This is a genomic window from Parabacteroides sp. An277 (assembly GCF_002159645.1).
Classification (GTDB): Bacteria; Bacteroidota; Bacteroidia; order Bacteroidales; family Tannerellaceae; genus Parabacteroides.
In genome coordinates this window covers 1-23,217 of record NZ_NFJB01000044.1, presented here as the reverse complement: position 1 = coordinate 23,217, position 23,217 = coordinate 1, and the positions used below count along the sequence as shown (strand labels likewise).

18 protein-coding genes are annotated in these 23,217 nt (G+C 49.0%); 16 read left to right on the top strand and 2 right to left on the bottom strand.

Going from position 1 to position 23,217, the window contains the following annotated elements:
• The 9 genes from B5F77_RS15790 to B5F77_RS13690 all read left to right on the top strand — a co-directional run.
• Positions 1-455: hypothetical protein (locus B5F77_RS15790; protein WP_162608012.1), on the top strand; the 455-nt coding region annotated here is incomplete at its 5' end.
• Between the two features lie 847 nt (positions 456-1,302).
• Positions 1,303-2,469: an N-acetylglucosamine-6-phosphate deacetylase gene (gene nagA / locus B5F77_RS13725; RefSeq protein WP_087331761.1), complete on the top strand. Its 1,167-nt coding sequence runs from the start codon at positions 1,303-1,305 to the stop codon at positions 2,467-2,469.
• A 39-nt stretch (positions 2,470-2,508) separates the two neighbouring features.
• Positions 2,509-3,666 carry an N-acetylglucosamine-6-phosphate deacetylase gene (gene nagA, locus B5F77_RS13720; protein WP_087331759.1) on the top strand — a complete coding sequence of 386 codons (1,158 nt, stop codon included), beginning with the start codon at positions 2,509-2,511 and terminating at the stop codon, positions 3,664-3,666.
• Positions 3,667-3,939: 273 nt separating this feature from the next.
• Positions 3,940-4,449 carry a sigma-70 family RNA polymerase sigma factor gene (locus B5F77_RS13715; protein ID WP_087331757.1) on the top strand — a complete coding sequence of 170 codons (510 nt, stop codon included), beginning with the start codon at positions 3,940-3,942 and terminating at the stop codon, positions 4,447-4,449.
• A complete protein-coding gene (locus B5F77_RS13710; protein WP_140392892.1) occupies positions 4,446-4,883 on the top strand; it encodes a hypothetical protein in 438 nt (145 codons plus the stop codon). Before B5F77_RS13715 ends, B5F77_RS13710 begins: the two co-directional genes overlap by 4 nt.
• A gap of 1 nt (position 4,884) precedes the next feature.
• Positions 4,885-5,325: a DUF6108 family protein gene (locus tag B5F77_RS13705; RefSeq protein ID WP_087331753.1), complete on the top strand. Its 441-nt coding sequence runs from the start codon at positions 4,885-4,887 to the stop codon at positions 5,323-5,325.
• A gap of 17 nt (positions 5,326-5,342) precedes the next feature.
• Positions 5,343-6,203, top strand: a complete 861-nt coding sequence (locus B5F77_RS13700; RefSeq protein ID WP_087331751.1) for a hypothetical protein — start codon at positions 5,343-5,345, stop codon at positions 6,201-6,203.
• 410 nt (positions 6,204-6,613) lie between these two features.
• Positions 6,614-7,159, top strand: coding sequence for an FHA domain-containing protein (locus B5F77_RS13695; protein WP_087331749.1), 546 nt, complete (start codon positions 6,614-6,616; stop codon positions 7,157-7,159).
• 22 nt (positions 7,160-7,181) lie between these two features.
• On the top strand, positions 7,182-8,894 hold the full coding sequence (locus B5F77_RS13690) for a trypsin-like peptidase domain-containing protein (RefSeq protein WP_087331767.1): 1,713 nt from the start codon (positions 7,182-7,184) through the stop codon (positions 8,892-8,894).
• On the opposite strand, the gene B5F77_RS13685 is transcribed toward B5F77_RS13690, so the two are convergent.
• Both B5F77_RS13685 and B5F77_RS13680 read right to left on the bottom strand, forming a co-directional pair.
• The gene (locus B5F77_RS13685; RefSeq protein ID WP_087331765.1) at positions 8,887-9,606 is read right to left on the bottom strand and encodes a phosphatase; all 720 of its coding nucleotides are present in this window, start codon (positions 9,604-9,606) and stop codon (positions 8,887-8,889) included. The two genes, B5F77_RS13690 and B5F77_RS13685, sit on opposite strands and share 8 nt — an antisense overlap.
• A 19-nt stretch (positions 9,607-9,625) precedes the next feature.
• Positions 9,626-10,525 carry a helix-turn-helix domain-containing protein gene (locus B5F77_RS13680; RefSeq protein WP_087331747.1) on the bottom strand — a complete coding sequence of 300 codons (900 nt, stop codon included), beginning with the start codon at positions 10,523-10,525 and terminating at the stop codon, positions 9,626-9,628.
• A 366-nt stretch (positions 10,526-10,891) separates the two neighbouring features.
• Here B5F77_RS13680 and B5F77_RS13670 point away from each other — a divergent pair, with 366 nt between their 5' ends.
• From B5F77_RS13670 to B5F77_RS13640, 7 genes are all read left to right on the top strand, one after another.
• Positions 10,892-12,052: a MalY/PatB family protein gene (locus B5F77_RS13670; RefSeq protein WP_087331743.1), complete on the top strand. Its 1,161-nt coding sequence runs from the start codon at positions 10,892-10,894 to the stop codon at positions 12,050-12,052.
• Between the two features lie 59 nt (positions 12,053-12,111).
• Positions 12,112-13,398, top strand: a complete 1,287-nt coding sequence (locus B5F77_RS13665) for an L-serine ammonia-lyase, iron-sulfur-dependent, subunit alpha (protein WP_087331741.1) — start codon at positions 12,112-12,114, stop codon at positions 13,396-13,398.
• Between the two features lie 123 nt (positions 13,399-13,521).
• Positions 13,522-15,174: a T9SS type A sorting domain-containing protein gene (locus B5F77_RS13660; RefSeq protein WP_162608011.1), complete on the top strand. Its 1,653-nt coding sequence runs from the start codon at positions 13,522-13,524 to the stop codon at positions 15,172-15,174.
• A 79-nt stretch (positions 15,175-15,253) separates the two neighbouring features.
• Positions 15,254-16,321 (top strand): DUF4925 domain-containing protein, encoded by a 1,068-nt coding sequence (locus tag B5F77_RS13655; RefSeq protein WP_087331735.1) that lies wholly within the window; start codon positions 15,254-15,256, stop codon positions 16,319-16,321.
• Positions 16,322-16,762: 441 nt separating this feature from the next.
• The gene (locus tag B5F77_RS13650; RefSeq protein ID WP_087331733.1) at positions 16,763-18,208 is read left to right on the top strand and encodes an HD domain-containing protein; all 1,446 of its coding nucleotides are present in this window, start codon (positions 16,763-16,765) and stop codon (positions 18,206-18,208) included.
• Between the two features lie 188 nt (positions 18,209-18,396).
• Positions 18,397-21,507 carry a TonB-dependent receptor gene (locus B5F77_RS13645; RefSeq protein WP_087331731.1) on the top strand — a complete coding sequence of 1,037 codons (3,111 nt, stop codon included), beginning with the start codon at positions 18,397-18,399 and terminating at the stop codon, positions 21,505-21,507.
• Between the two features lie 30 nt (positions 21,508-21,537).
• A complete protein-coding gene (locus tag B5F77_RS13640) occupies positions 21,538-23,088 on the top strand; it encodes a RagB/SusD family nutrient uptake outer membrane protein (protein ID WP_239446365.1) in 1,551 nt (516 codons plus the stop codon).
• The last annotated feature ends 129 nt before the right edge of the window (positions 23,089-23,217 follow it).

Genomic DNA, 23,217 nt, shown 5'->3' with positions numbered 1-23,217 from the left:
CGTTGATAGACGAGGTAAACAAGTATTTGCACCAGTTGCAAAAGACGCTTTCGCGTGCGGGACTTGGCAGCAAACCGTCGTATGATTCGGACGACGAAGAAGAGGAGCCGACTCCCGAACCCGTTACCCCGGCCATCACCGCCGTCTACCAGAAGGAGGGAGGCGACCCGGAGAATCCTCATCGCATCGAACGGGGCGAGCAAACCGGCGTAAACTATAAAGGATTTACCCTGAAGGGACAAGATGGAACGTTAGAACACGTCATCGGACTCGTCAATGATCAGGATTACATCGAATGGATTAATCCGGAGACCATCAGCAACGTCACAGAAACCAGCTGCGAATTTACGATGGTCCCGGATTTGACGGAAGGACAATACAAAGTTCGCATCGAAACCTACGATGGCGGCAGTCCGCTGGTGGTGGAATATCCGGAGCCCATCACGTTGTGGTAATTGACAATGGACAATTGAGAATTGACAATGGACAATTAATATGCTTGTAGGGGCGGACCTGGGTGTCCGCCCTTTTTGTGCCCCATTGTTTTCCATAAATAATCTATTGAAACGCAGAAGGGGGTGTGTCATAAATAAGAAAATGTGATCAGAAAGTAACTGAAAAGCTCCCCTGCCCTTAGGGGAACTCCCCGCAGGGGTGAGGGGTTGTTTCTTATTATGAGAGATTTAACCCCTCAGTCTCGCTACGCGAGCCAGCTCCCCTAAGGGCAGGGGAGCTTTTCAGATAGCATTTTGATACATCCTCCTACGAACGAGGGAAATTGTCAATTGTCAATTGTCCATTCTCCATTGTCCATTGAACCGGCCTCTGTCTGGTGGGCGTGAAGCGAGTGAGCGAAACGGAGTGGCCGAGAGCGTCGCTGTTTGAGCGCGGAGCGCGAGTTTGCGACGTGAACAGCGGAGTGCAGGAAGCGAGTAGCCCAGCAGACGCAGCCTTGAACTTTTGGTTCTTTTCTTTCAAGAGAAAAGAACAGAAACAATTATTTGTAAAAACGTCTGTATCTGCAGGCCTCGCTTCGACCGGCAGATAAGCAAAGAAGCCCTCTTCGAGGACTGTTTTATTACCTATATCGTGCCTCGAAGAGGCGCAATTTTAGGTAGCCGTGGGTCGAAGCGGAGCGAGGCCTGCGGTATCCAATTTAAGTGAAAGAGCCGTGATGGAGAAAGGAAATTATAACTATGTCGCACAAAAAAGTGGAGCGAAGCGATACAATTTTATTTCTTTTTCTGTACTTTTGTAAAGTCGAAAGGCAAAAAAACATATAGACAACTAAAACACACAACGATGTTAACGCAAATTATAAATGGTAAGATTCTTACGCCACAGGGCTGGCTGACGAACGGCTCTGTGCTGATCCAGGACAATAAGATCCTGGAAGTGACAAACTGCGATTTGGCCGTGGTCGGCGCTACGCTGATTGACGCCAAGGGAATGTATATCGTTCCTGGCGGGGTGGAGCTGCACGTGCACGGCGGTGGCGGCCGCGATTTCATGGAAGGTACGGAAGAGGCTTTCCGGGTGGCTATCAAGACTCACATGCAGCACGGGACGACTTCGATTTTCCCCACGCTCTCTTCTTCGACTATCCCGATGATCCGCGCGGCGGCCGAGACGACCGAGAAACTCATGGCCGAACCTGATTCGCCCGTGCTCGGTTTGCACCTGGAGGGACATTACTTTAATCCGAAAATGGCGGGCGCGCAAATCCCCGAATGGATTAAGAACCCCGACCCGGAAGAATATATCCCGCTCTTGGAGGACACACATTGCATCAAGCGTTGGGACGCGGCTCCGGAGCTTCCAGGCGCGATGCAGTTTGGCAAATACATTACGTCGAAGGGCGTGATGGCGGCAATCGGGCATACGGCGGCCGAGTATGAAGACGTCTTGACGGCTTATGAGGTCGGTTATCGCCACGCGACGCACTTCTACAACGCGATGCCGGGTTTCCACAAGAAGCATGAATATAAATATGAAGGAACGGTCGAGAGCGTGTACCTGATCGACGACATGACGGTCGAAATCATTGCCGACGGCATCCACGTGCCGCCTACTATTTTGCGCTTGGTTTACAAGATCAAAGGCGTAGAGCGCGCTTGCTTGATTACCGATGCGTTGGCTTGTACGGCCACAGACAGCCAGACGGCCTTCGACCCGCGCGTGATCATCGAAGACGGCGTCTGCAAATTGTCCGACCGCTCGGCCTTGGCAGGAAGTATCGCGACGATGGACCGCCTGATCCGCACGATGGTACAACAGGCAGACATCCCGTTGGCCGACGCTGTGCGCATGGCTTCCGAGACGCCGGCCCGCATCATGGGCGTGTACGACCGCAAGGGTTCGCTCCAGCGCGGCAAGGACGCCGATATTATCGTATTGGACAAAGACCTGCAGCTCCGCGCCGTTTGGGCGATGGGCAAGCTCGTGGAAGGTACCAACAAGTTGTTCTAATTCATTTTTCATTTCATTCTAACTAAAAAGACGAAGACGATGTTAACACAGATAATCAACGGAAATATCCTGACGCCGCAAGGCTGGTTGAAAGACGGTTCTGTATTGGTAAGCGACGGAAAGATCCTGGAAGTGACCAATAGCGACTTGGCGGTGATCGGCGCGAAAGTGATCGACGCCAAAGGCATGTGGATCGTTCCCGGATTCGTGGCGATGCACGTGCACGGTGGCGGCGGATATGATTTCACGGAAGCCGACGAAGCCGGATTCCGCGTAGCTATTATGGCACATTTGCAGCATGGCGCCACGACGATATTCCCGACCCTCTCGGCTTCTCCTATCGCTAAGATTCGGGAAGCCGCTGGCATTTGCGATCAATTGATGGCAGAAAAGGATTCACCTGTGGGCGGATTGCATCTCGAAGGTCCGTACTTGAACCCGAAGATGGCAGGCTCGCAATATGCCGACGCTGTGAAGGAAATAGACGAGGCAGAGTATAAATCCCTCGTGGAAGAGACGCATTGCATCCGCCGGTGGGATATCAGTCCCGAACTTCCCGGCGCGTTGGACTTTGCCCGCTATATGAAACAGAAAGGCATATTGGCGGCAATCACGCATACCGAAGCGGAATTCGAGCAAATCCGCGAAGCCTACGAGGCCGGTTTCACCCACGTGGCGCATTTCTACAACGCGATGCCGGGCTTCCACAAGCGTCATGAATATAAATACGAAGGGACGGTCGAGAGCGTCTACTTGATGGATGGCATGACGGTCGAGGTCATTGCCGATGGGCGCCACCTTCCGTCTACGATCTTGCGCCTTGTGTATAAGCTGAAAGGCGTGGAACGCACCTGCTTGGTAACGGATGCGATGGCGTATGCTGCTTGCGAACATCCGCAAGTAGACCCGCGTTTCGTCATCGAAGACGGCGTTTGCAAGTTGGCGGACCACTCTTCGCTGGCCGGCAGCTTGGCGACGATGGACGATTTGGTGCGTACGATGGTCAAGGCGGCTATTCCTTTGGCCGATGCTGTCCGGATGGCTTCCGAGACGCCGGCGAAACTTATCGGCGTAAGCGACCGCAAGGGAACGTTGGAGCGCGGCAAAGATGCCGATATCCTCGTACTCGACCGCAAGTTGAACGTTTGCGGTGTCTGGTCGATGGGCGTAGAGGTACCGGGGACCAATAAACTTTGAAGTTTTTACCTCGAACTATAATTAAGGTTAAATCTTGAAGAAGAATGCGGTCGAAGGTGTACAAGTAAAGAAAAAACACTTATCTTTGCACCGTGTTTTTCATGGTATTAGATTTAAGGTTAACAATGGAGATTGGTTGTCGGGATGACAACCATTTTCTTTTTATAGACATTCCTGCAGGGAACCCTCTTTTCTAACCTCTAAAAAATCCGATTTTTTTTGTTACACTTTTCTCTTGTTTTCGTTTCCCTTATAGAAAGCAAATTTTGAGCGATGAAGGAAGAGACGCTGACAACAGCATTTACGAAACTACGCGCACGTTTTACGCATTTGGCGAAACGCTATTTGGCGGATTCGGACGAAGCGGACGACGTGTTGCAGGAAGCTTTCTGTCGGTTGTGGCCTAAACGTAGCCAGTTTCAGACAGCACAAGAGGCAGAGGCGATGGCCACGACGACGGTTCGGAACCTGTGCATCGATTCGTGGCGTCGGCAGCAGAGCGTCTTGAGGGTCGAATTGGATGTCGAGCGGGATAGTCCTTTGTCGGAAGCAGCCGATGAGGCGTTCGAACGGTCGGAGCGTTTCCAGCAAGTGCAGGCGATTATCGCGCGGGAATTGACGCCGTTGCAACAATCCATTCTGCAGCGGAAAGAATTTGACGGGGAAGACATCGCTACTATCGCGCGGGATTTGCAGATGCAGCAGGCGGCTGTCCGGATGCATCTCAGCCGGGCACGGAAAGTAATTCGGGAATGTTATCAGCAATGGGAGGAAAAAAGATGAAACGGAATAAAGAACAGGCAAAAGAGTTGCTCCGTCGTTATTTCGAGGCGGAGACATCAGACGCGGAAGAGCGTTGGCTGCGTGCTTTTTTGGCATCGAAAGAGGCCGTAGGGCCGGAGTTCGACGAGGCGCGTGCGGTGATGAGCTTCTTGGTTGTCGGGCGTCGTCGGCGTCCGTCGCGCCTATCAATCGGGAAAATGACGGCGTGGGCGGCCTCTTTCATAGCGGCGATTTCGTTGGGAATCGGTTGGCTTGTCTTCCAAGAACGCAACGAATGCGTAGCGTATGTCTATGGCGAGAAGGTGACGAATACGGAAATCGTCATGGGGCACATGCAGGAATCTTTACAGGAAATGAAGCAAGCCGAGGCGGTAGACGTCGCGTCTCAGTTGGGGACTATTTTGAATACATTGGAAAATGAGGAGGCACAATGATATGAAACGAATCGTATGGTTACTAAGTTTCTGCCTTTGCTGCATTTGGGCGGAGGCACAAGAAGGGTTGCAAATCGCGCAATTGTTCGACGGCCGGTATGCTCATCGGAAGGATGCGGTCGAGGTCTTGGTGAAGGGACGAAAATTGAAACCTTACCAGTTAGCGCTTTTCCGGAGCTTGACGCTTCAGGCGGATTTAGCCGAACAACGCTTCATCGAACGTTTGGTCGAAGCGGATGCGGCCCGGGCCACCGACAAAGAGAGCGGGAAGGTGGGCGGCCGGTTGTATTACGGCTTCTTTTGCATCCCGGGCGAGAAGTCTCCTTTCCGCTATATTTTCTTCAAGAATAAGGCGCTGACCTCTCCGGAAAATCCGGAAATCACCTTGGTCTATATGGAAGGCGAAGCGACGCTGGAGGAATTGAAACGTATGTTTGAATAATATAAAAAATGAGGAATATGAAAAAAGTAGTAATTGCAGTCTTAAGTCTTTTGGCTGTGTTTGAAGGATATGCACAGGCAGATACGGTGCAGGTAAATCGTCCGGAAAGCGTTACGATTATCACGGGCGAACAAGAACAATCCATCGAGATAAAAGGAAGCGCGGAGAATCCGGACTATCATTTCTCGCGCACGACGGCGCTGGAAGCCGGGGCTTCGTCCGTTACGAAAGAGAGATTAGCCAATGTGGATTTCAATTTTCCTTTTAAAAAGAAACGCCACTCGCGCGACCGTTTTGAAGTGGGTGGCATCGCGCTTGGACTCAGTACGGCCCTCAGCGCGCCTGAACGCCTGAACGTAAACATGGGCGCGTCTTTCGAAATCCTGGCAGACCATCTTTTGAACTGGGTTTATTATCCGCAAAACAACGGGCATTCCTTCCAAATCGGCGCGGGAATTGCTTGGCGTAATTTCCGGATGAACGGGCGGAACCGTTTCATCAAGCAGAACGAGAACGTCGTATTGGGAGGCTATCCGGAGGGTGCAGATATCCAATTCTCTCGAATCAAGCTTTTTAGCTGGACGATTCCCCTGATGTATGGATATGATTTCAACAAAGATGTCAGCCTCAAGTTGGGGCCGGTGATTTATTTCAACACCTATGCGAGCCTCAAAACCAAGTACACGGAGGCAGACGGCACGAAGCAGGAGGCGTTCGACAAAAATATCCATCCCAATCCCGTCACCATCCACTTGCAGGGGCAGCTGACGTGGAAAGCCATCGGTGTATATGTAAAATATTCGCCGTGCCATGTGCTGAATACCGACTTCGGTCCCGAGTTCCAAGCGTTCTCGGCCGGGCTTTCGCTTTTCTATTGAGCGGAAATCCGGAAGATATTCTGCCTGTTTTTTTACTCTTTAGTAACGAAAGTAAAATTGTAGTGCTGGATTTTACTACATCTAAGATTTAATAAAATCCAGATTCAAGATTTTACTATCTATCCAATTTAGTAAAATCTGATGCGAGATTTTACTATTTATGAGATTTAGTAAAATCTCGATATGAGATTTTATTACTTATAAGATTTAGTAAAATCCAGCACGAAATATTTACTGCTATGAATAGTTAGTAAAAAATGGATTTCATTTTTGATTAGAAAGAAGTTTGGGCGAAAATGGGATTTTTTCAGCCTTCCACGCGGAGACGGGAAGGCTGAAAATCCTTTTCTACTGCTCCGAATACGGAAAGTTTTGTATCTTTGCACGGTTATTAATCTGAAAAATAGAAAATGAAACGTGTATTTTGCCCCAAATGCGACCATCAAATTACGTTTGATGAAAAGAAATATCAAGACGGCCAGGTCGTCCCGATGGTTTGCCCGCAATGCGCTTCGCAATTCAAGATAAAAATAGGCCGGAAAGTAGTCCGGAATAAGGCAGGAGAAGAAAAAGAGGTGCGCGAAACGGATTTCTCGTGCGGCTCGATTGTGGTGATAGAGAATGCCTTTGCGTTCAAACAGGAATTGCCGCTGGCGATGGGGGAGAACGTGGTCGGGCGGCGCAACAAGGATACAGATGGCGTGAACGTCGAAATCATCACGAGCGACCCCAGCATGGGGCGCAAGCATTGCGTCATTACGGTAAAAGAAAACAAGGCAGGCGGGTTGGATTATTTCCTGCGCGATTATCCCAGCCTGACGGGGACTTTCCTGCGGAACGAATTGCTGGGAGAGCGCGAGACGGTGCGCCTGGAAGACGGCGATGTCGTCACGCTCGGAGCGACGACGTTCATCCTCCGCGCCGCCGAAAATAAAAATGAAAACTCTAATCTTTAAAATGGATATAGGTAAAATGATTATGAAGAGATTCCTATTTATAATTTGTATCAGCGGCCTCGCGCTGTATGCGTTCGCCCAGGAAAAGGCGCCGAAATGGATGGACAAGCAGAAGAAAGCCGTAGTGACGGTCACAACGTATAAAGCAGACGGGACGACGCTGCACAACGGCACGGGCTTCTTCATTACGGAAGATGGCACGTTGCTTTCAGCCTATTCGCTTTTCCGCGATGCCCACAAGGCGGTAGTGACGACGGGCGAGGGGAAGAGTTTTCCCGTGGAGCGCGTGTTGGCTGCCGATGAGTTGTACGACGTCATCCGCCTGCAGGTGCGCGTGCCGAAGAAAGTAGATTATTTGGAAATGGCCGAGGCTCCGCTGGCGGTGGGGGCAGAGGCGTATCTCATGCCCTTTGTCAAAGGGAAAGAGAAGATCAAATCGTATGGAAGCGGGAAAGTGGAAGAGGTGACAAAGCTGAAAGATGCGTACCATTATTACAAACTCTCTTTCCCGTTGCAAGTGGATTGGAAGAACGCGCCCGTGCTGAATGCGGAAGGACAGGTATTTGGATTGGCCCAAGAGGATGCTTCGGGAAAGAACGAATGCTCGTATGCCGTCTCGGCAATTTATGCAAATAGCTTGCAAATAACTTCGACCGATGCCTTCAATTCGGTCTATAATGCCATCGGGATTCGGAAAGCTTGGCCTGCCGACCGCGAACAGGCGCGCGTGGCCACATATATTATAGAGAACACCCAAGACGCGAAGACTTTCCTCGAGACTTTGAACGATTTTGTGGCGACTTTCCCGGATTGGTCCGAGAGTTATGTGCGAAGAGGCTCCTATTATGCTCAGCATCGCAAAGAGTTAGGAAAGGACGTCGACGAGTGTCTTCGCCGTGCCACCGAGGATTTAGACCGCGCCATCGAGCTGGCCGAGCGGAAAAGCGAAGCGATGTATGCCAAAGCGCAATTGGTCTATCAAATTGCCATGACAGATTCGACGATTCAAAATCCGCAGTGGAACGCGAATTGGGCGCAAGTCTTGCTGACAGAAACCTTGAAGGAAGAGGACCTTCCGATTTATCATCAACTCCAAGCCGACATGTATCTGGCGAAAGGCGATTATGAATCGGCCTATAAAGAATATATGATTGTAAACGGAAGCGATGCTGCCAATGGCAACTCGTGGTATATGGCGTCGAAAATGAAAGCGTCGATGCCGAGCGTCAATATGGGCGAGATTATCGCCTTGCTGGATAGCGCGGTGGCTTGCTGCGGCGACCCCGTCCGCGAGGAGGCGGCTCCTTATATTCTCGACCGCATCAATTGGCGGCTCCGTTTACGCCAATATCCGGAAGCGGTAGCGGATTATGACCTTTATTATAAGGTAGTAGGCGGACGAGTGGATGATAATTTCTATTACTATCGCGAGCAGGCGAAGTTCCGCATGGACGACTTCGAAGGCGCGTTGGCCGATATTCGCCAAGCCATCTCGTTTGCGCCCGAGCAGCCCATCTATCCGGCCGAGGAGGCTTCCATTTATATCCGACTGGAGAAATATCCGGAGGCGATGCAGAGTATCGAGAAAGCCTTGGCCCTGGCGCCCGAGTTTGCAGCTTGCTATCGCCTGCGCGGCATCTGCTATCAGCGGACCAATCAACCCGAAAAAGCCCAAGCGGATTTCTTGAAGGCCAAAGAGCTGGGAGACCCAGCCGCCGAGCGTTTGCTTAAATAGGCGGTTGCTTTAAGCTCTGTTTGAAGAGCGCGGGTTTGTCGTTGAGGATTAAGGCTTCGGGGAAATCCGCCTCTTGGAGCAATTCATAAATGTAGCTGTAATCAGCAATGGCAAACGAGATGTGGGCGTCGCTCCCAAGGATGACCGGCATCTCGTATTGTTTGCAGAGTCGGAGCAACTCCAGGTTGTTGGCGCGCGCCTTCTCTTTGTGGCGTACGGGATTCAGCGAGCTGTTATTGATTTCCAAAAGCGTATGCGCCTCTTTGGCGGCTTGGACGATGGGCTCGAACAGCAAATCGGCGGTCCCGTCGCCCGGATGGCTGATGATTTGGACATACGGATGGCGAATAGCCCCCATCATGGCCGCCGTGTTCTGCTCTTGCGAGCCAGGCGTATAACAGAGCGAATGGATGCCGGCAATGCGCAAATCCATCTTTTTCCAATAAAATTCGGAGAGGTCGATATTTCCTTTGTAATCAAGAATATTCAATTCGGCGCCGAGCATCAGTTCCACGCCATACATCTGGCGCGGGACGACATGCAGGTTCCGGAAATAAATCGGGTCGCACGAGCCCGGAATACCCGGCGCATGTTCCGTGATGCCTAATATTTCGAGTCCCTTCTCGGCCGCGGCATGCACCATTTCTTGCAGACTGCTAAAGGCATGGCCGCTGGCAATTGTATGCGTATGTACGTCTAATCGTATGTTCATCTTTTTCTTTTTCTCTTTGTTAGTTTTGTTGTCTTCTGTATTCATTGGGCGTGCATCCCGTGTTTTTCTTAAAGATGCGATTGAAATGCTGGGAATATTGGAATCCCAATTCGTAAGCAATTTGGGAGACGGTCATGTCTGTGCCGAGTATCATCTCTTTGGCTTGGTCCATGAGCTTATTTTGGATGTATTCTTGCGCCGTTTTGCCCGTCTCTTTTTTAATTAAATCCCCGAAGTAGTTCGGCGAGAGGCAAACCTTGTCGGCAAAGTAACGCACGGTAGGCAGTCCGTTCTCCAGCGCTTTCCGGTCTTGGAAGTAATCGTCCAGTAGGGTTTCGAAGCGCGTCAGCACATCTTTGTTGACGGCTGTGCGGGTAATGAATTGCCGGTCGTAGAAGCGCATGCAATAATCGAGCAGCAGTTCGATATTGCGGACGACCAGCCGGCGCGTGTGCCCGTCGATAGGCCGTGCCAGCTCGGTATTAATCTTGGAGAGGCAATCCGTGAAAATCCCTTTTTCCTCTTCCGAAAGGTGCAGGGCTTCCGTCGAAGCATAAGAGAAAAACGTATATTGTTTAATCTCGCGCCCCAATGAAGTCCCTTTGATGAAGTCTGGATGAAACAAGAGTCCGCGTGCTTGGGGCTTCACATCGGGAAGGAGTTCCGTCTCCGTCACTTGTCCGGGCGCGAAGCTGACCACCGTACCTTCTTGGTAGTCATACGTTTGCTTCCCATAGCGGATGTCTCCGCACTTGACGTCTTTCAGGAAGAGCGCGTAAAGACCGTAGTTAATGGTGAAACGGGTGGGATAATGCGTCGCGTTTTTCAAGTCGACGACAGCTACGAGCGGGTGGAACGTTTCCAGTCCAAACAATTCATTGTATTGTGCTATCTTGTCTAATTTAATTACATCGTCCATAGGGCTTATTTTTTAGTGTGCCTGCAAATATAAGGCTTATTTTCGGAATGCGGATGCGTGCGGGAAAAGAAAACGCGGTCTCTTTTTTCAGAAATGCGGGACAGAAAACGGTTTTGCCGGGAGGAAAACATCGAAAGTCCCTTCTTAATTTCTATCTTTAGCTTAAAGATATGTATCTTTAGGCTGCAGTTATGTATCTTTAGGTTGAAGATATGTATCTTTAGGCTAAAGATAGAGATTTTGTCGGATGTTTTGCTTTTTTCCTCCGGGGAAATCAAGTTTCTCTCGGAGGAAATGCCTTTTCTCAGGGAGATTCCGTATATTTGCCTGCGGAGAAAAAAGGCAGACGGCTAATACATATATAATATGGTATACGATTTTGATACGATTGTCCCGCGGTGGCAAACGAATTCCTATAAATGGGATTCGGCGGCGGACGAAAGGGTTCTCCCGATGTGGGTGGCAGACATGGATTTCCGGACAGCTCCGGAGATTGTGGAAGCGTTGCAACGGCGTGTAGCGCATGGCATATTCGGCTATACGCATGTGCCAGATGCTTATTATGAGGCGGTGCAGGATTGGTTCGGGCGTCGACATGGATGGCAGATTGCGCGCGAATCGATTTTGTACACGACGGGTGTGGTACCCGCGCTTTCGGCGTTGATTAAGGCATTGACGATGCCAGGCGAACGAGTCCTGGTGCAGACACCGGTCTATAATTGTTTCTTTTCGTCGATTCGGAATAATGGATGCGAAGTGGCAACGAGTCCCTTGAAGCGCGTGGGCGATACCTACGAAATGAACTTTGAGGACTTGGAAAAGAAGGCCGCCGACGAGCGGACGCGGGTGATGCTCCTTTGCAATCCCCACAACCCGGTGGGACGTGCTTGGCGGGAAGAAGAGTTGCGCCGCTTGGGCGAGATTTGCTTGCGACACCATGTGTTTGTGATTTCCGACGAAATTCATGGTGAGTTGGTTCTGCCGGGTTATCATTATACGCCGTTCGCTTCGTTAGGCGAAGCGTTTGCACGTCATTCCGCTACGTGCGTTTCGCCCAGCAAAGCCTTTAATCTGGCGGGGTTGCAGATTGCGAATATCATCGTGGAAGACGAAGTGGTACGCTATCGGACGGACCGCGCCATCAATATCCATGAAACATGCGACGTGAACCCATTTGGCGTCGAAGCCTTGATAGCCGCCTATCGCTATGGGGCTCCTTGGTTGGAGGCGTTGAATGCTTATCTGGCTGAAAACTACCAGTTCATGAAGGCGTATGTCGAAGAGAAATTGCCGCTCTTCCCGTTGGCGCGCTTGGAGGCGACTTATCTGGTGTGGATGGATTGCCACGTTTGTGGCCTTTCGTCGGATGAGTTGGAAACGAGGTTGTTGCAACAGGAAAAACTTTGGCTGAACGCGGGTTCGATGTATGGCGAGGTAGACGGATGCTTCCTGCGTTGGAACATCGCATGCCCACGGCAAGTGCTACGGGAAGGATTAGAGCGTTTCGTGCGTTTTGTTCGTTCTTAGGCATCCTTCTTCATTTTAATTTTGTATTTTTGCCCTTGCTAAAAATAAGATAGGAAAATATGGACGAGATAACAAAGAAGAGTATTTTGTGCCTGATTCACCAGGAGGTCATTCCGGCCATTGGCTGTACGGAACCAATAGCGGTGGCGTTGGCTGCAGCCCGAGCAGCAGAATTGTTGGGCGAGAAGCCGAAACAAATTACCGTATTGCTGAGTGCCAACATCTTGAAAAATGCAATGGGCGTGGGGATTCCCGGAACAGGTATGGTCGGACTCCCGATTGCCATAGCGCTGGGGACTTTGATAGGCAAATCGGCTTATGAACTGGAAGTGTTGCGCGACGTGACGCCTGAAGCGTTAGAGGCCGGGAAAGCCATGATTGCTGCAGGCGAAATCCAAATTGGCCTGAAGGAACAAGTCGACAAGCTCTATATCGAAGTCGTTTGCCGGGCGGAAAGGCACGAGGCAACTGCCATCATTGCGCACGAACATACGCATTTTGTCTATTTGGCGAAGGATGAGAAGGTCCTTCTCGACGAACGTGTGGGAACGGAAACGAGCGAACAGGCAGAGACCGAGGAGCTGAAACTCTCCTTCGATTTGGTGTACGAGTTTGCCATGACGACACCCCTCGACGAGATTCGTTTCATCCTTGATACAGCCAAGCTTAATGAGCATGCAGCTAAGGAATCGGTGAAAGGAACGTTCGGGCATGAGGTGGGAAAGACGATTTCCGGACCGTACGGACATAAATATTTAGGCGATTCGCCCTATACTCACATGCTCATGCTGACGGCGGCAGCTTGCGATGCCCGTATGGACGGTGCCATGATTCCGGTCATGAGTAATTCTGGGAGTGGCAACCAAGGTATTGCAGCTACGCTTCCGGTTGTTTCCTTCGCACAAGATATGCACGCTTCGGAGGAGCAGCTTATTCGTGCCTTGATGTTGAGTCATCTGATGGTCATCTATGTGAAGCAGAGCTTGGGTCGCCTTTCGGCTCTCTGTGGGTGTGTAGTAGCGGCGACAGGAGCCAGTTGTGGCATCACTTGGTTGATGGGCGGAAACAAAAAGCAGATTACGTATGCCATTAAAAACATGATAGGAAATATTACTGGTATGATATGCGATGGCGCAAAACCGAGTTGTGCCATGAAAGTGGCCAGCGGCGTCTCGACGGCTATGCTTTCGGCTATGATGGCCATGGAAAATAAGGTGGTGACGTCGGTAGAGGGTATCATCGACGAAGATGTGGATCGCTCTATCTACAATCTTACTTCTATCGGTTCGAAAGGCATGGAGACGACCGACAAAGTGGTACTCGATATCATGACACATAAAAAATAGGACACAAAATCGGCCTAAAACCGCCTTTTAAGGTTAAAAATCCAATAAATAGAATACACAATAAAAGAAAGTATTATTTTAGCGGCGTAAAAACAAATTACTAACTAAAAAATAAGAATGAGTATGAAGAAACTTTTTACATCCGTAATGGCAGCTCTCTGTTTGGCTGCTCCGGTAGGTACTCTTTCGGCCCAGCAAACGCAGCTGACAGAAGCGCAGAAAGAGGCCTTCAAGAAGGAAGTCTTGCCTGTCGTATTTGAACAAATCAAAGAACAAGCAGGCATCGATATTTTGGGTTGGGCAAATCCGCAACTGAGCAATACGTTTGCCGGTATCCCGGTATTGGAATCAAGTAGCTTGCGGGCAACTACTACAGACCCGATGACGGTTCATCCGGATAGTGTGGTGGTTAGCTTGAGCGCATTAGGGATAAACGCGTCAAGTATTCCTGTGATAGGTTCTATGATTGGTGATGAAATGACAATAACCTTTGAAGGCTATGAAACAAAGACGTTACCTTTTATTACGGCAGGAACTCATCCTATTACTATTGATTTGCCTCAGACAATCAATGTGGTTGGAGCTACGGGTGCGTCAGTCGCCTCTGTTAAATTTGAATCTCCAGAAGGAAGTACCAAATTAATAGATGTGAATGTTAGTGTATCTGCTTTGAATGATATGATGAATTTTGACCTGTTAGGTTGTACTTTGGAACAGAATGAAACAACAGATTTAGTTGCAAATGTGGATATCAAAGATGGATTGAGAGATTTAGCAGATGTCATTGCTGGTTTTGCGGGTACTTCAGTTCCTTCTACAATTAATTATGATTACCAAATCACAGTTGGTTTAAGCGGATTGGTAACTGGTGCTATTCCTGCTACATTATATGCTGTTCCAGAAAATGTAACAGGCACTTTAGTTCCAGTAGGAAATGCTGTTGTTCATTTGAATTTGCAGAATACAATGATGCCGATAGAGCAGATTGATGTGACAAGTTATCAGAATAATACTGTTGCTTATTCCGTATTATATTTGGATATGACAAAAACAGAAAGCTCTGCATCTACAGTCTCTTCATTGGTGATTGATAATTGGAAATATGGAAGTGAAGCGAAGACTGATTCGACTTTGACGAATAAGACTTTCATTACAATGACAGATAACACTCCGTCTATTCCGACAACATCTCGAGCTGCGGTGAAGAGTGTTATTGATCGTGTTGTAACACAATTGGCTGAAGAAGGAGAAGCTACTTGGTATGAGTTAAGTATTGCTCAAACAGGTAATAAGGATGCTACAACAGCGGAAGATGCAACACCTGTAGTTGATATCACAGTTTCTCCATATACAGCAGGCACAGAAGCTATCGCCGATGTAGACATTACTACATATAATAATGGTGAAGCTGCTACAACTTACACCATCCGTGCAACTGCCAATTTGACAAGCCAAGTTATTTCTGTAGATGTAATGAATGGCGAAACAATCTACGGTACTGCTTACTTCACTTCGAATGCAGCAGGTATCATCACAGCTAACGAAGACATCGCAGAAGAGGCTTCCGCTATCCGTATTATCCCGACAGACAATGGCGTGCGCGTTTTGAATGTAGACCGTGCGGAATATCAGATTGTCAGCATGACGGGTTCGACTGTGGCTCGTGGCGTAGTTTCGGGCGACGAAACAATCTCGACGGCCAACTTGCCGAAGGGTATTTACGTCATCGCTGTAGACCAGAACGGCGACCGCGAAGTCGTTAAATTTGTACGTTAATTCGTATAAGTTTTTTATCAATTAATAATAATGGGGTGTGTCGAAACGGCGCACCCCTTTTTTTTAAAACAGGTAAGATATGAGAAAGAATTTGTTTTTGGTTTTATCGATTGTGGGTCTTTTGGGCTTATTTTCGTCGTGCGAAGAGGACTTACCGGGCTTGGGTAAAGAGGCGAACACGACGTTTAGTGATGACAATTTGACGCTTACCTATAGCGGTAGCGAGATGCTGGGTAAGCAAGTTGAGTTCTATACGACCGATGGCGAGACGGCGACGCTCACGCTGACGGGTACATTGGATCTCAGTCTCTTGCTTTCTTCCGAGGAGATTCCAGAGATTGCCGGCTTGGCTCCGAGCGCCATCCCGGGGGAGGTAATTACGACGATTTCGAACGTGCCGCTCACGCTGAGCGAGAATGGCTCGACTTATACGTTCTCTGGGACGGACACGCAGTATGGCCGCACGTTGACTTACAGCGGCGAGGTCTCGACCGAACGCATGACGCTCGCCTTGGATGTCGTGATGCCGGAGAACGAGCTTACTGGCACGTGGAACTTCCCGCAGGCAAACGGTATCGGCATGGTGTGGGAATCGGACGCGACTATCAACGTTGGCGGCATGGAAATCCCGACTAGTACGGCTGCCGGATTGGTTGGGACGGTGCTTTCGCCGGTGTTGTCTGGCATGGTGCAGTCGTTCACCTTCGGCGAGGATGGGAATATCTCCGTTTCCTACCTGAAGAGTGGCGCGACGGAGTGGCAGTCTTCGCCGCTCAACCTCGCGATGTATTACGTGATGGACGGCCGCATGTATTTGCAGCTCAACGTGACGCAGATTGTTGCTACAGCTCAGTCGACCCGCGCCGACATCTCGTCGCTTCTCTCGATGCTCGAAGGGTTGATGGGGTATCTGTCGGAAGGCATCCCTTTGACTTATAGTGCCGATGGGAATGAATTGACGCTCACGCTCGGTACCGAAGAGACCAAGGCGATCCTGAACCTCCTGACCATCGACTTCGTCCGGGAGAAGGTGCAAGGCATCATCCCGGAGGATTATCAGATCTACGTGACGCCGATTCTGGAGAACCTGCCCGAAATCCTGGACAGCACGACGACGCTCGAACTTTCGTTGCATTTGCAAAAATGAATATTCCCGCTCAAGCCCTATTTCTTCAGAAAAATAGCTATATTCCGAAAAACAAGGGCTTGGAATTATATAAAATAGCTATATTTTAGAAGCCAAAGCGGAAAAAATTCGAGAAAGTCCATTTTTTAGGAAGAAAGTATGGTTTTTCTTCTTAAAAAATGGACTTTTTATGAAGAATAAGTACTTGTTCTTCGATAAAACTTGCATTTTATAGAAGTTTTAGGGCTTGTTCTTCTAAAATATAGCTTTATTTAGGAAGAACAAGCATCTTCCCTTCCTAAATAATTGCTTTTTTAAGAAGAATAGGGTTGTGTTTCTTGTTCTTTTTTCAAGAGGGAAAAAACGGAAAGTTTCGTAGGTGGGAAAAGGGATGATTTTGAAATCCGCGAATCTGTCCGTATCTTTGCGCCGTTTTTTGTTGAATCATTTATCCTATAAATAATGTATATAAGCGAAGAAGAAATATTGGAGCACATCAGCGCGCGGCCTTTCCGGCTGGTGTCGGAGGCGGCAGACGAGATGGGCGTGGAAACATATGTGATTGGCGGCTATGTGCGGGATATTTTCCTGAACCGCCCGTCGAAAGACATCGACATTGTGGTCGTAGGCAGCGGTATCGAGCTGGCCAAACAGGTGGCAGCGAAGCTCGGACGCAGGGCGCAACTCTCGGTGTTCAAGAATTTCGGGACGGCGCAGGTGAAATGCGGCGATCTGGAGCTGGAGTTCGTGGGGGCTCGCCGCGAATCCTACAGCCACGATTCGCGTAAGCCGGTGGTAGAAGACGGGACGCTCGAAGACGACCAGAACCGCCGCGATTTTACCATCAATGCCTTGGCTTTGTGCTTGAACAAAGCGCGTTATGGCGAATTAGTCGACCCGTTTGGCGGGCTGGACGACATGGAGGAGCTGACTATCCGCACGCCGCTCGACCCGGACATTACCTTCAGCGACGATCCGCTCCGCATGATGCGCGCCATCCGTTTCGCCACGCAGCTGGGCTTCTTTATCGACCCGCCCACGTTCGACGCCATCATCCGCAACCGCCAGCGCATCGAGATTATTTCGAAAGAACGCATCGTGGATGAACTGAACAAGATCATCCTTTCGCCCAAACCCTCCGTCGGTTTCCAGCTCCTCGACGCCAGCGGATTGCTTCCGCTGATTTTCCCTGAGCTTTGCGCCTTGAAAGGGATCGAGACGCGCGAAAGCATCGGACATAAAGACAATTTCGCGCATACGTTGATGGTACTCGACCGCCTGAGCCGTACGACCGACAATCTTTGGCTCCGCTGGGCAGCCCTTTTCCACGACATCGGTAAGCCGGCCACGAAACGCTTCGACGCGCGTCTGGGCTGGACGTTCCACAACCACAACTTCATTGGGGCGAAGATGATACCGAATATCTTCCGCAAGATGAAGCTCCCCATGAACGAAAAAATGAAATACGTACAGAAGATGGTAGACCTGCACATGCGCCCCATCGTCCTTTCCGACGAAGAGGTGACAGATTCTGCTATCCGCCGGCTCTTGTTCGATGCGGGCGACGACATCGACGACCTCATGCTCCTTTGCGAGGCCGACATTACCAGTAAAAACCCCGAAAAGGTGCGTCGTTTCCTGACCAATTTCCAAATCGTACGCGCGAAGCTGGCTGAAATCGAAGAGAAAGACCGCATCCGCAATTTCCAACCGCCAGTGACAGGCGAAGAAATCATGCGCACGTTCGGGCTCGAGCCCTCGCGTCCCGTCGGCGTGCTGAAGGAGGCCATCAAGAACGCCATCCTCGACGGTATAATACCCAACGAGCACGAGGCCGCCTATCAATTTATGCTTTCACGGGCGCAAAAGCTGGGTTTGACGCCGGTGAAATTAGACCCGAAGTGTTAAAAGTGAAGGTAAATCTAATTTTAGGTAACTTATTGTTTGTTTATTTAAGGAAATATTCATACTTTCGCGTTGGTCTTAGAAAGCCATGGAAAGAGGGGGTGAGTCTATCAGTTGGTTAGGCTCACCTTTTTTGTAAAAAGAAGGAAGTTTTTTAGTAAACAGTATTTTACTTATAAAATTGGGATTGTATGGATTATACAAAGACGTTATTAGGTTCTAAAGTGCTTTTAGCCTGCATGTTGGCAACCCAATTGGGGGGGGTAAATCAGGCCTCCGCAGCTACAGGAATTAAAGCCATGAAAACAGACTCACCCATCGTGCAGCAGAATCAAATCACGGTGACAGGTGTAGTAAAAGATGCAAACGGCGAACCTATTACAGGTGCGGCCGTAGTAGTGAAAGGTACCACCAACGGTACGATAACGGACATCGACGGAAAGTACTCTATCAGCGTGCCGGAAGGCAGCATGCTTTCTTTCTCGTTCGTCGGTTTCAAGACGCATGAAGTCCGTGCCAACAAGACGACCCTCAATGTGGTCATGCAAGAAGAAGCCATCGGCTTGGACGAAGTCGTGGCGATCGGTTATGGTTATGTCAAGAAACGGGATTTGACCGGAGCCGTTTCCTCTGTCTCGGCAGACGACATGGTGATGGGTGGTACCGTTTCGAATGCCGCGCAAGCGTTGCAAGGAAAGACGGCTGGCGTGCAGGTGCAGCAGACTTCGAAAGCGCCGGGTGGTTCCATCTCGGTGCGTGTGCGTGGTAGCAACTCTATCAGTTCGACCAACGAACCGCTTTACGTGGTCGACGGTTTCCCCTCGACGGAAGGTTTGAACATCAACCCGAATGATATCGAATCTATGCAAATCCTGAAGGATGCCTCCGCGACGGCCATTTACGGAGCCCGTGGTGCGAACGGCGTTGTGTTGATTACGACCAAACGTGGTAAAGCGGGAGAGAACAAGATTTCGTATAATGGATACGTCGGTGTGCAGCAGGTTCAAAATCCGTTCGACTTTATCAGCGCAAAGGATTATATGTACTTGCAGAATGCGTTGTATCAGGAAATCGAAGGACAGGAAGGAAACCCGTACGGAAACTATACACCGTCTCAGTTGGAATCGAATGTGGATACAGACTGGATTGACGTTTGTACGCAATTAGGTATCGTACATGACCATACGATTTCGTTCCAAGGCGGTACGGAGAAGACCAAGGTGATGACCAGTTTAGGCTTCTACAATCAGGAAGGTGTCTTAAAGAATACCGACTTCAACCGTATTTCTGGACGTGTGAACGTAGACCAGACCATTACGGATTGGATTAAGGCAGGCGCTTCGTTGTATGCACATCGCGAGCAATCCAACTATCAGGCATATAGTGGTAATATCGTTTCTTCGAACGTATTGAACGGTATTATGACTTACGACCCGACGGTGAAACCTTACAACGACGACGGTTCGTATGGTACGGTTCCGGGCGGACGTGGTGATAACCCGTTGGCCAACTTGCTGGAACGTCAGAACGACGAGACGAATGATAAGTTCAACGGTACCGCTTTCGTAGAAATCAGTCCGTTGGAAGGATTGACGGCGAAAGCATCGGTGGGTGTGGAAATCTTGCATCAGTTCCAAGGAACTTATTTGCCGAAATCTACTTATCAAGGAGGTATTGATGGTGGTGTTGCTACGACATACGATTTTTCAGATACGCGTCAATTGTTTGAAGGAACTATCAATTATATGAAGACCTTCAACGACGTGCACGACTTTAGTGCGATGGTAGGTTACACGTATGAAAAGTATACATCTGAATATCGTTCTCAAGAAGCAAAAGGTTTCTCAACAGACCAGTTTACCTATAATAATATGGGAGCTGCTTCTACGATTTCAAGTATTGCATCCAACAAGACGGAGAATATCTTGATTTCATTCTTTGGTCGTGTGAACTATACCTATAATAATAAGTATTTGGCTACGGTAACGGTTCGTCGAGATGGTTCTTCTCGTTTCGGTGCGAACGAACATTGGGGAACATTCCCGTCTGGTTCGTTGGCTTGGCGTGCAAGCGAAGAGGACTTCATCAAGAATTGGGGCGTATTCAGCAACTTGAAGGTGCGTGCCGGATTTGGTGTTACGGGTAACGAACGTATCGGTGATTATGCTTCGTATGCGTTGATGGCAAATACACGTTATACATTCGATGGCGCTACCAACTCAGCCGGTGTACACATGAACCAAAGTAGTGCAGCCAACCCGAACTTGAAGTGGGAAACTACAAAGCAGTGGAATATCGGTATGGATATGGGCTTCTTGGATAACCGCATCTCTGTTACATTAGATGGCTATTGGAAGAAAACCGATGACTTGTTGTTGGCGGTAAGAATGCCATATTACACAGGTTTTACTTCAGGACAAAGCAATGTAGGTTCTATTTCCAATAAGGGTTTTGAAGTTGACTTTACTTCGCATAATTTGACTGGCGATTTCCAATGGGATACGAAGTTTAATATTTCTTATAATAAGAACAAAGTATTGGATTTGGGTGATAATGGAGAGATTCCTATTAGATCTTCTAAGCCGATGGGTTCTGTATCAGAAGAATATTATGCTATCGTGCGTGAAGGCGAAGAATTAGGATCTTTGTATGGTTATAAATACATTGGTGTATTACAACAGGGCGAAACTTACGCGCCGCAACCCAACTCGAAGCCAGGTGATCCGAAGTTCGAAGATGTGAATGGCGACGGTATTATCGACTCGAACGACCGTACCATCATTGGCCATGCAAGTCCGGACTTTATCTTTGGTTTGACTAACAACTTCGCATGGAAGAACTTCGACCTCTCTATCTTCTTCCAAGGTTCGGTGGGCAACGATTTGTTGAACATGACAAACATGAACCTCGAATGGAACCGTACAGAAGAGGCTTTGAACCGTTGGACTCCGGAGAATACCAATACCAACATTCCGCGTAATGGATTCTATTATTCACAATATGGTGGATACATCAACGACCACTTTGTAGAAGATGCTTCCTATTTGCGCTTAAAGAATTTGACGTTGGGCTACACCATTCCGTTCAAGAAGTTCATTAGCTCTTGCCGTGTGTACTTCTCAGCTGAAAACTTGTTTACCGTAACAGGTTATTCAGGTTGGGATCCGGAAACCGATACGAAGGCTTACGAACAAGCTAAACAAGGCGGTTCGCAACAGACAGCCAACGCCGGTGCCGGTTTGGACTTCAACTCATATCCGAGTATGCGTACCTATACATTCGGTGTGAATATTACTTTCTAAGTTTATGAATCTATAAAACAATATCTATATATGAAAAGAGTATTGCTGGGTTTTGTGATGGCCGCCGGTCTTGCGACTGGATTTTCAGGCTGTACCGATTTGGAACCTACTTTATATAGTAACTTGACCAACGAGAATGCCTATTCTACGGAAAGCGACGTAGATGCTGCGTTGGTGGGACTTTATGCGGATTTGAATCCGTATCCAGGTGATGCGTGGAAGTATTATGCGGGTCACTTTATCATGTTGACGGATTATGCTACGGATATGGGTTATTCTACCGCGGCGGGCGACCCGACGAAGATGAGCAACATGACGTATGACGCCAATAATATGTATTTTGAAACGAACTGGCAATGTATGTACCAAGTGATATCGAATGCCAACGTTTTGTTGCAGAACATTGATGCCGTCGATATGGACGATACGAAGCGCGAACAGGTAAAAGCACAGGCGAAGTTCCTCCGCGCATTGTGTTATCGTGATTTGACAGATGCGTGGGGACCGGTACCTTTGATTACGGAATTGGTCGATCCTTCAACCGCAAAGGACATGCCATTAGCTACGGTCGAAGAGATCAACAACTTTATGATTACCGACTTGCAAGAGTGTATCAATGTGTTGCCGGAAACGTGGACGGGGCAGGATTTGGCGCGTGCAACAAAAGGTGCTGCTGCTACGTTGCTGGGTAAGATTTATCTTCGTAGCCATGATTATACCAATGCGCAGACTTATATCGATATGGTCTTGGATTTGCGCGACAAGGGTGTATATGCATTGGAGTCTGATTTTAAGAATGTATGGTCGGAAAACAATAAGTTCAACAAGGAATTTATCTTCTGTATTTTGCATGAATCGGGAACAAATGGCGGTGAGATCTCGAACCACTTTGGTCCGTCTGACCACCCAGATGTACCGAACCGTTGGCAGTATTATGCCGTGTCGATTCCCTTCTGGCGTAACTACAACGACGCCGATCCGCGTAAGCAGTTCTTCTATTATGATTATACGGGTGTAGACGCGCGTGACGATGTGTCGGACTACGGTTTCTTCTATAAGATGCCGGACGAGGGCGAAGTAGCTCCTCCTAATGATACGACGAAGCTCTTGGTGAATGTTGCTACCATGAAGTATACGTATGACATGGTTTCAGAGGCTTACTACGATGGACGTACGATTTCTATCTTCCGTCTTTCGGATGTCATCTTGTGTAAAGCGGAGATTGAAAACAACCTGAACGGTCCGTCGGCTGCCCTTCCTTACCTGAACGAAATCCGGGCGCGTGCGGGTGCTCCAGAGTATGGTTCGAGTGCTGAATTCCCGGTTCCGGCTAGCACGGAAGAGATGAATCAAGCCATCTTGAACGAGCGCGGTTGGGAATTGGTATTCGAGTTCCAGCGCCGTGCCGATTTGATTCGCTTTGGCAAGTATGATGAAACGATGAACAACTATTTGCAAACGTTGGATATGCCGAGTCCTCCTGTCATCAGCGAGAAGTATCATTACTTCCCGTATCCGTTGAACGATGCACAGTTGAATACGTATATGAACGCGGCGAATCCGGATCGTATTCCGCAATAATTGGTTTGGATACATAAATAAGTTCTGCCGTAGTCCGTGGCTTTGTGCCCGGCTGCGGCGGATTTATGTGGAAAAGAGGCGTCTGTGCGTTCACAGAAGCCTGAAACACGGCGTTTGGATCGTCTGTGC

Bases quoted from the DNA above. Each gene is read 5' to 3' on its own strand.
- nagA (WP_087331761.1), top strand. From the start codon at position 1,303: ATGTTAACGCAAATTATAAATGGTAAGATTCTTACGCCACAGGGCTGG.
- nagA (WP_087331759.1), top strand. From the start codon at position 2,509: ATGTTAACACAGATAATCAACGGAAATATCCTGACGCCGCAAGGCTGG.
- B5F77_RS13715 (WP_087331757.1), top strand. From the start codon at position 3,940: ATGAAGGAAGAGACGCTGACAACAGCATTTACGAAACTACGCGCACGT.
- B5F77_RS13710 (WP_140392892.1), top strand. From the start codon at position 4,446: ATGAAACGGAATAAAGAACAGGCAAAAGAGTTGCTCCGTCGTTATTTC.
- B5F77_RS13705 (WP_087331753.1), top strand. From the start codon at position 4,885: ATGAAACGAATCGTATGGTTACTAAGTTTCTGCCTTTGCTGCATTTGG.
- B5F77_RS13700 (WP_087331751.1), top strand. From the start codon at position 5,343: ATGAAAAAAGTAGTAATTGCAGTCTTAAGTCTTTTGGCTGTGTTTGAA.
- B5F77_RS13695 (WP_087331749.1), top strand. From the start codon at position 6,614: ATGAAACGTGTATTTTGCCCCAAATGCGACCATCAAATTACGTTTGAT.
- B5F77_RS13690 (WP_087331767.1), top strand. From the start codon at position 7,182: ATGAAGAGATTCCTATTTATAATTTGTATCAGCGGCCTCGCGCTGTAT.
- B5F77_RS13685 (WP_087331765.1), bottom strand. From the start codon at position 9,606: ATGAACATACGATTAGACGTACATACGCATACAATTGCCAGCGGCCAT.
- B5F77_RS13680 (WP_087331747.1), bottom strand. From the start codon at position 10,525: ATGGACGATGTAATTAAATTAGACAAGATAGCACAATACAATGAATTG.
- B5F77_RS13670 (WP_087331743.1), top strand. From the start codon at position 10,892: ATGGTATACGATTTTGATACGATTGTCCCGCGGTGGCAAACGAATTCC.
- B5F77_RS13665 (WP_087331741.1), top strand. From the start codon at position 12,112: ATGGACGAGATAACAAAGAAGAGTATTTTGTGCCTGATTCACCAGGAG.
- B5F77_RS13660 (WP_162608011.1), top strand. From the start codon at position 13,522: ATGAAGAAACTTTTTACATCCGTAATGGCAGCTCTCTGTTTGGCTGCT.
- B5F77_RS13655 (WP_087331735.1), top strand. From the start codon at position 15,254: ATGAGAAAGAATTTGTTTTTGGTTTTATCGATTGTGGGTCTTTTGGGC.
- B5F77_RS13650 (WP_087331733.1), top strand. From the start codon at position 16,763: ATGTATATAAGCGAAGAAGAAATATTGGAGCACATCAGCGCGCGGCCT.
- B5F77_RS13645 (WP_087331731.1), top strand. From the start codon at position 18,397: ATGGATTATACAAAGACGTTATTAGGTTCTAAAGTGCTTTTAGCCTGC.
- B5F77_RS13640 (WP_239446365.1), top strand. From the start codon at position 21,538: ATGAAAAGAGTATTGCTGGGTTTTGTGATGGCCGCCGGTCTTGCGACT.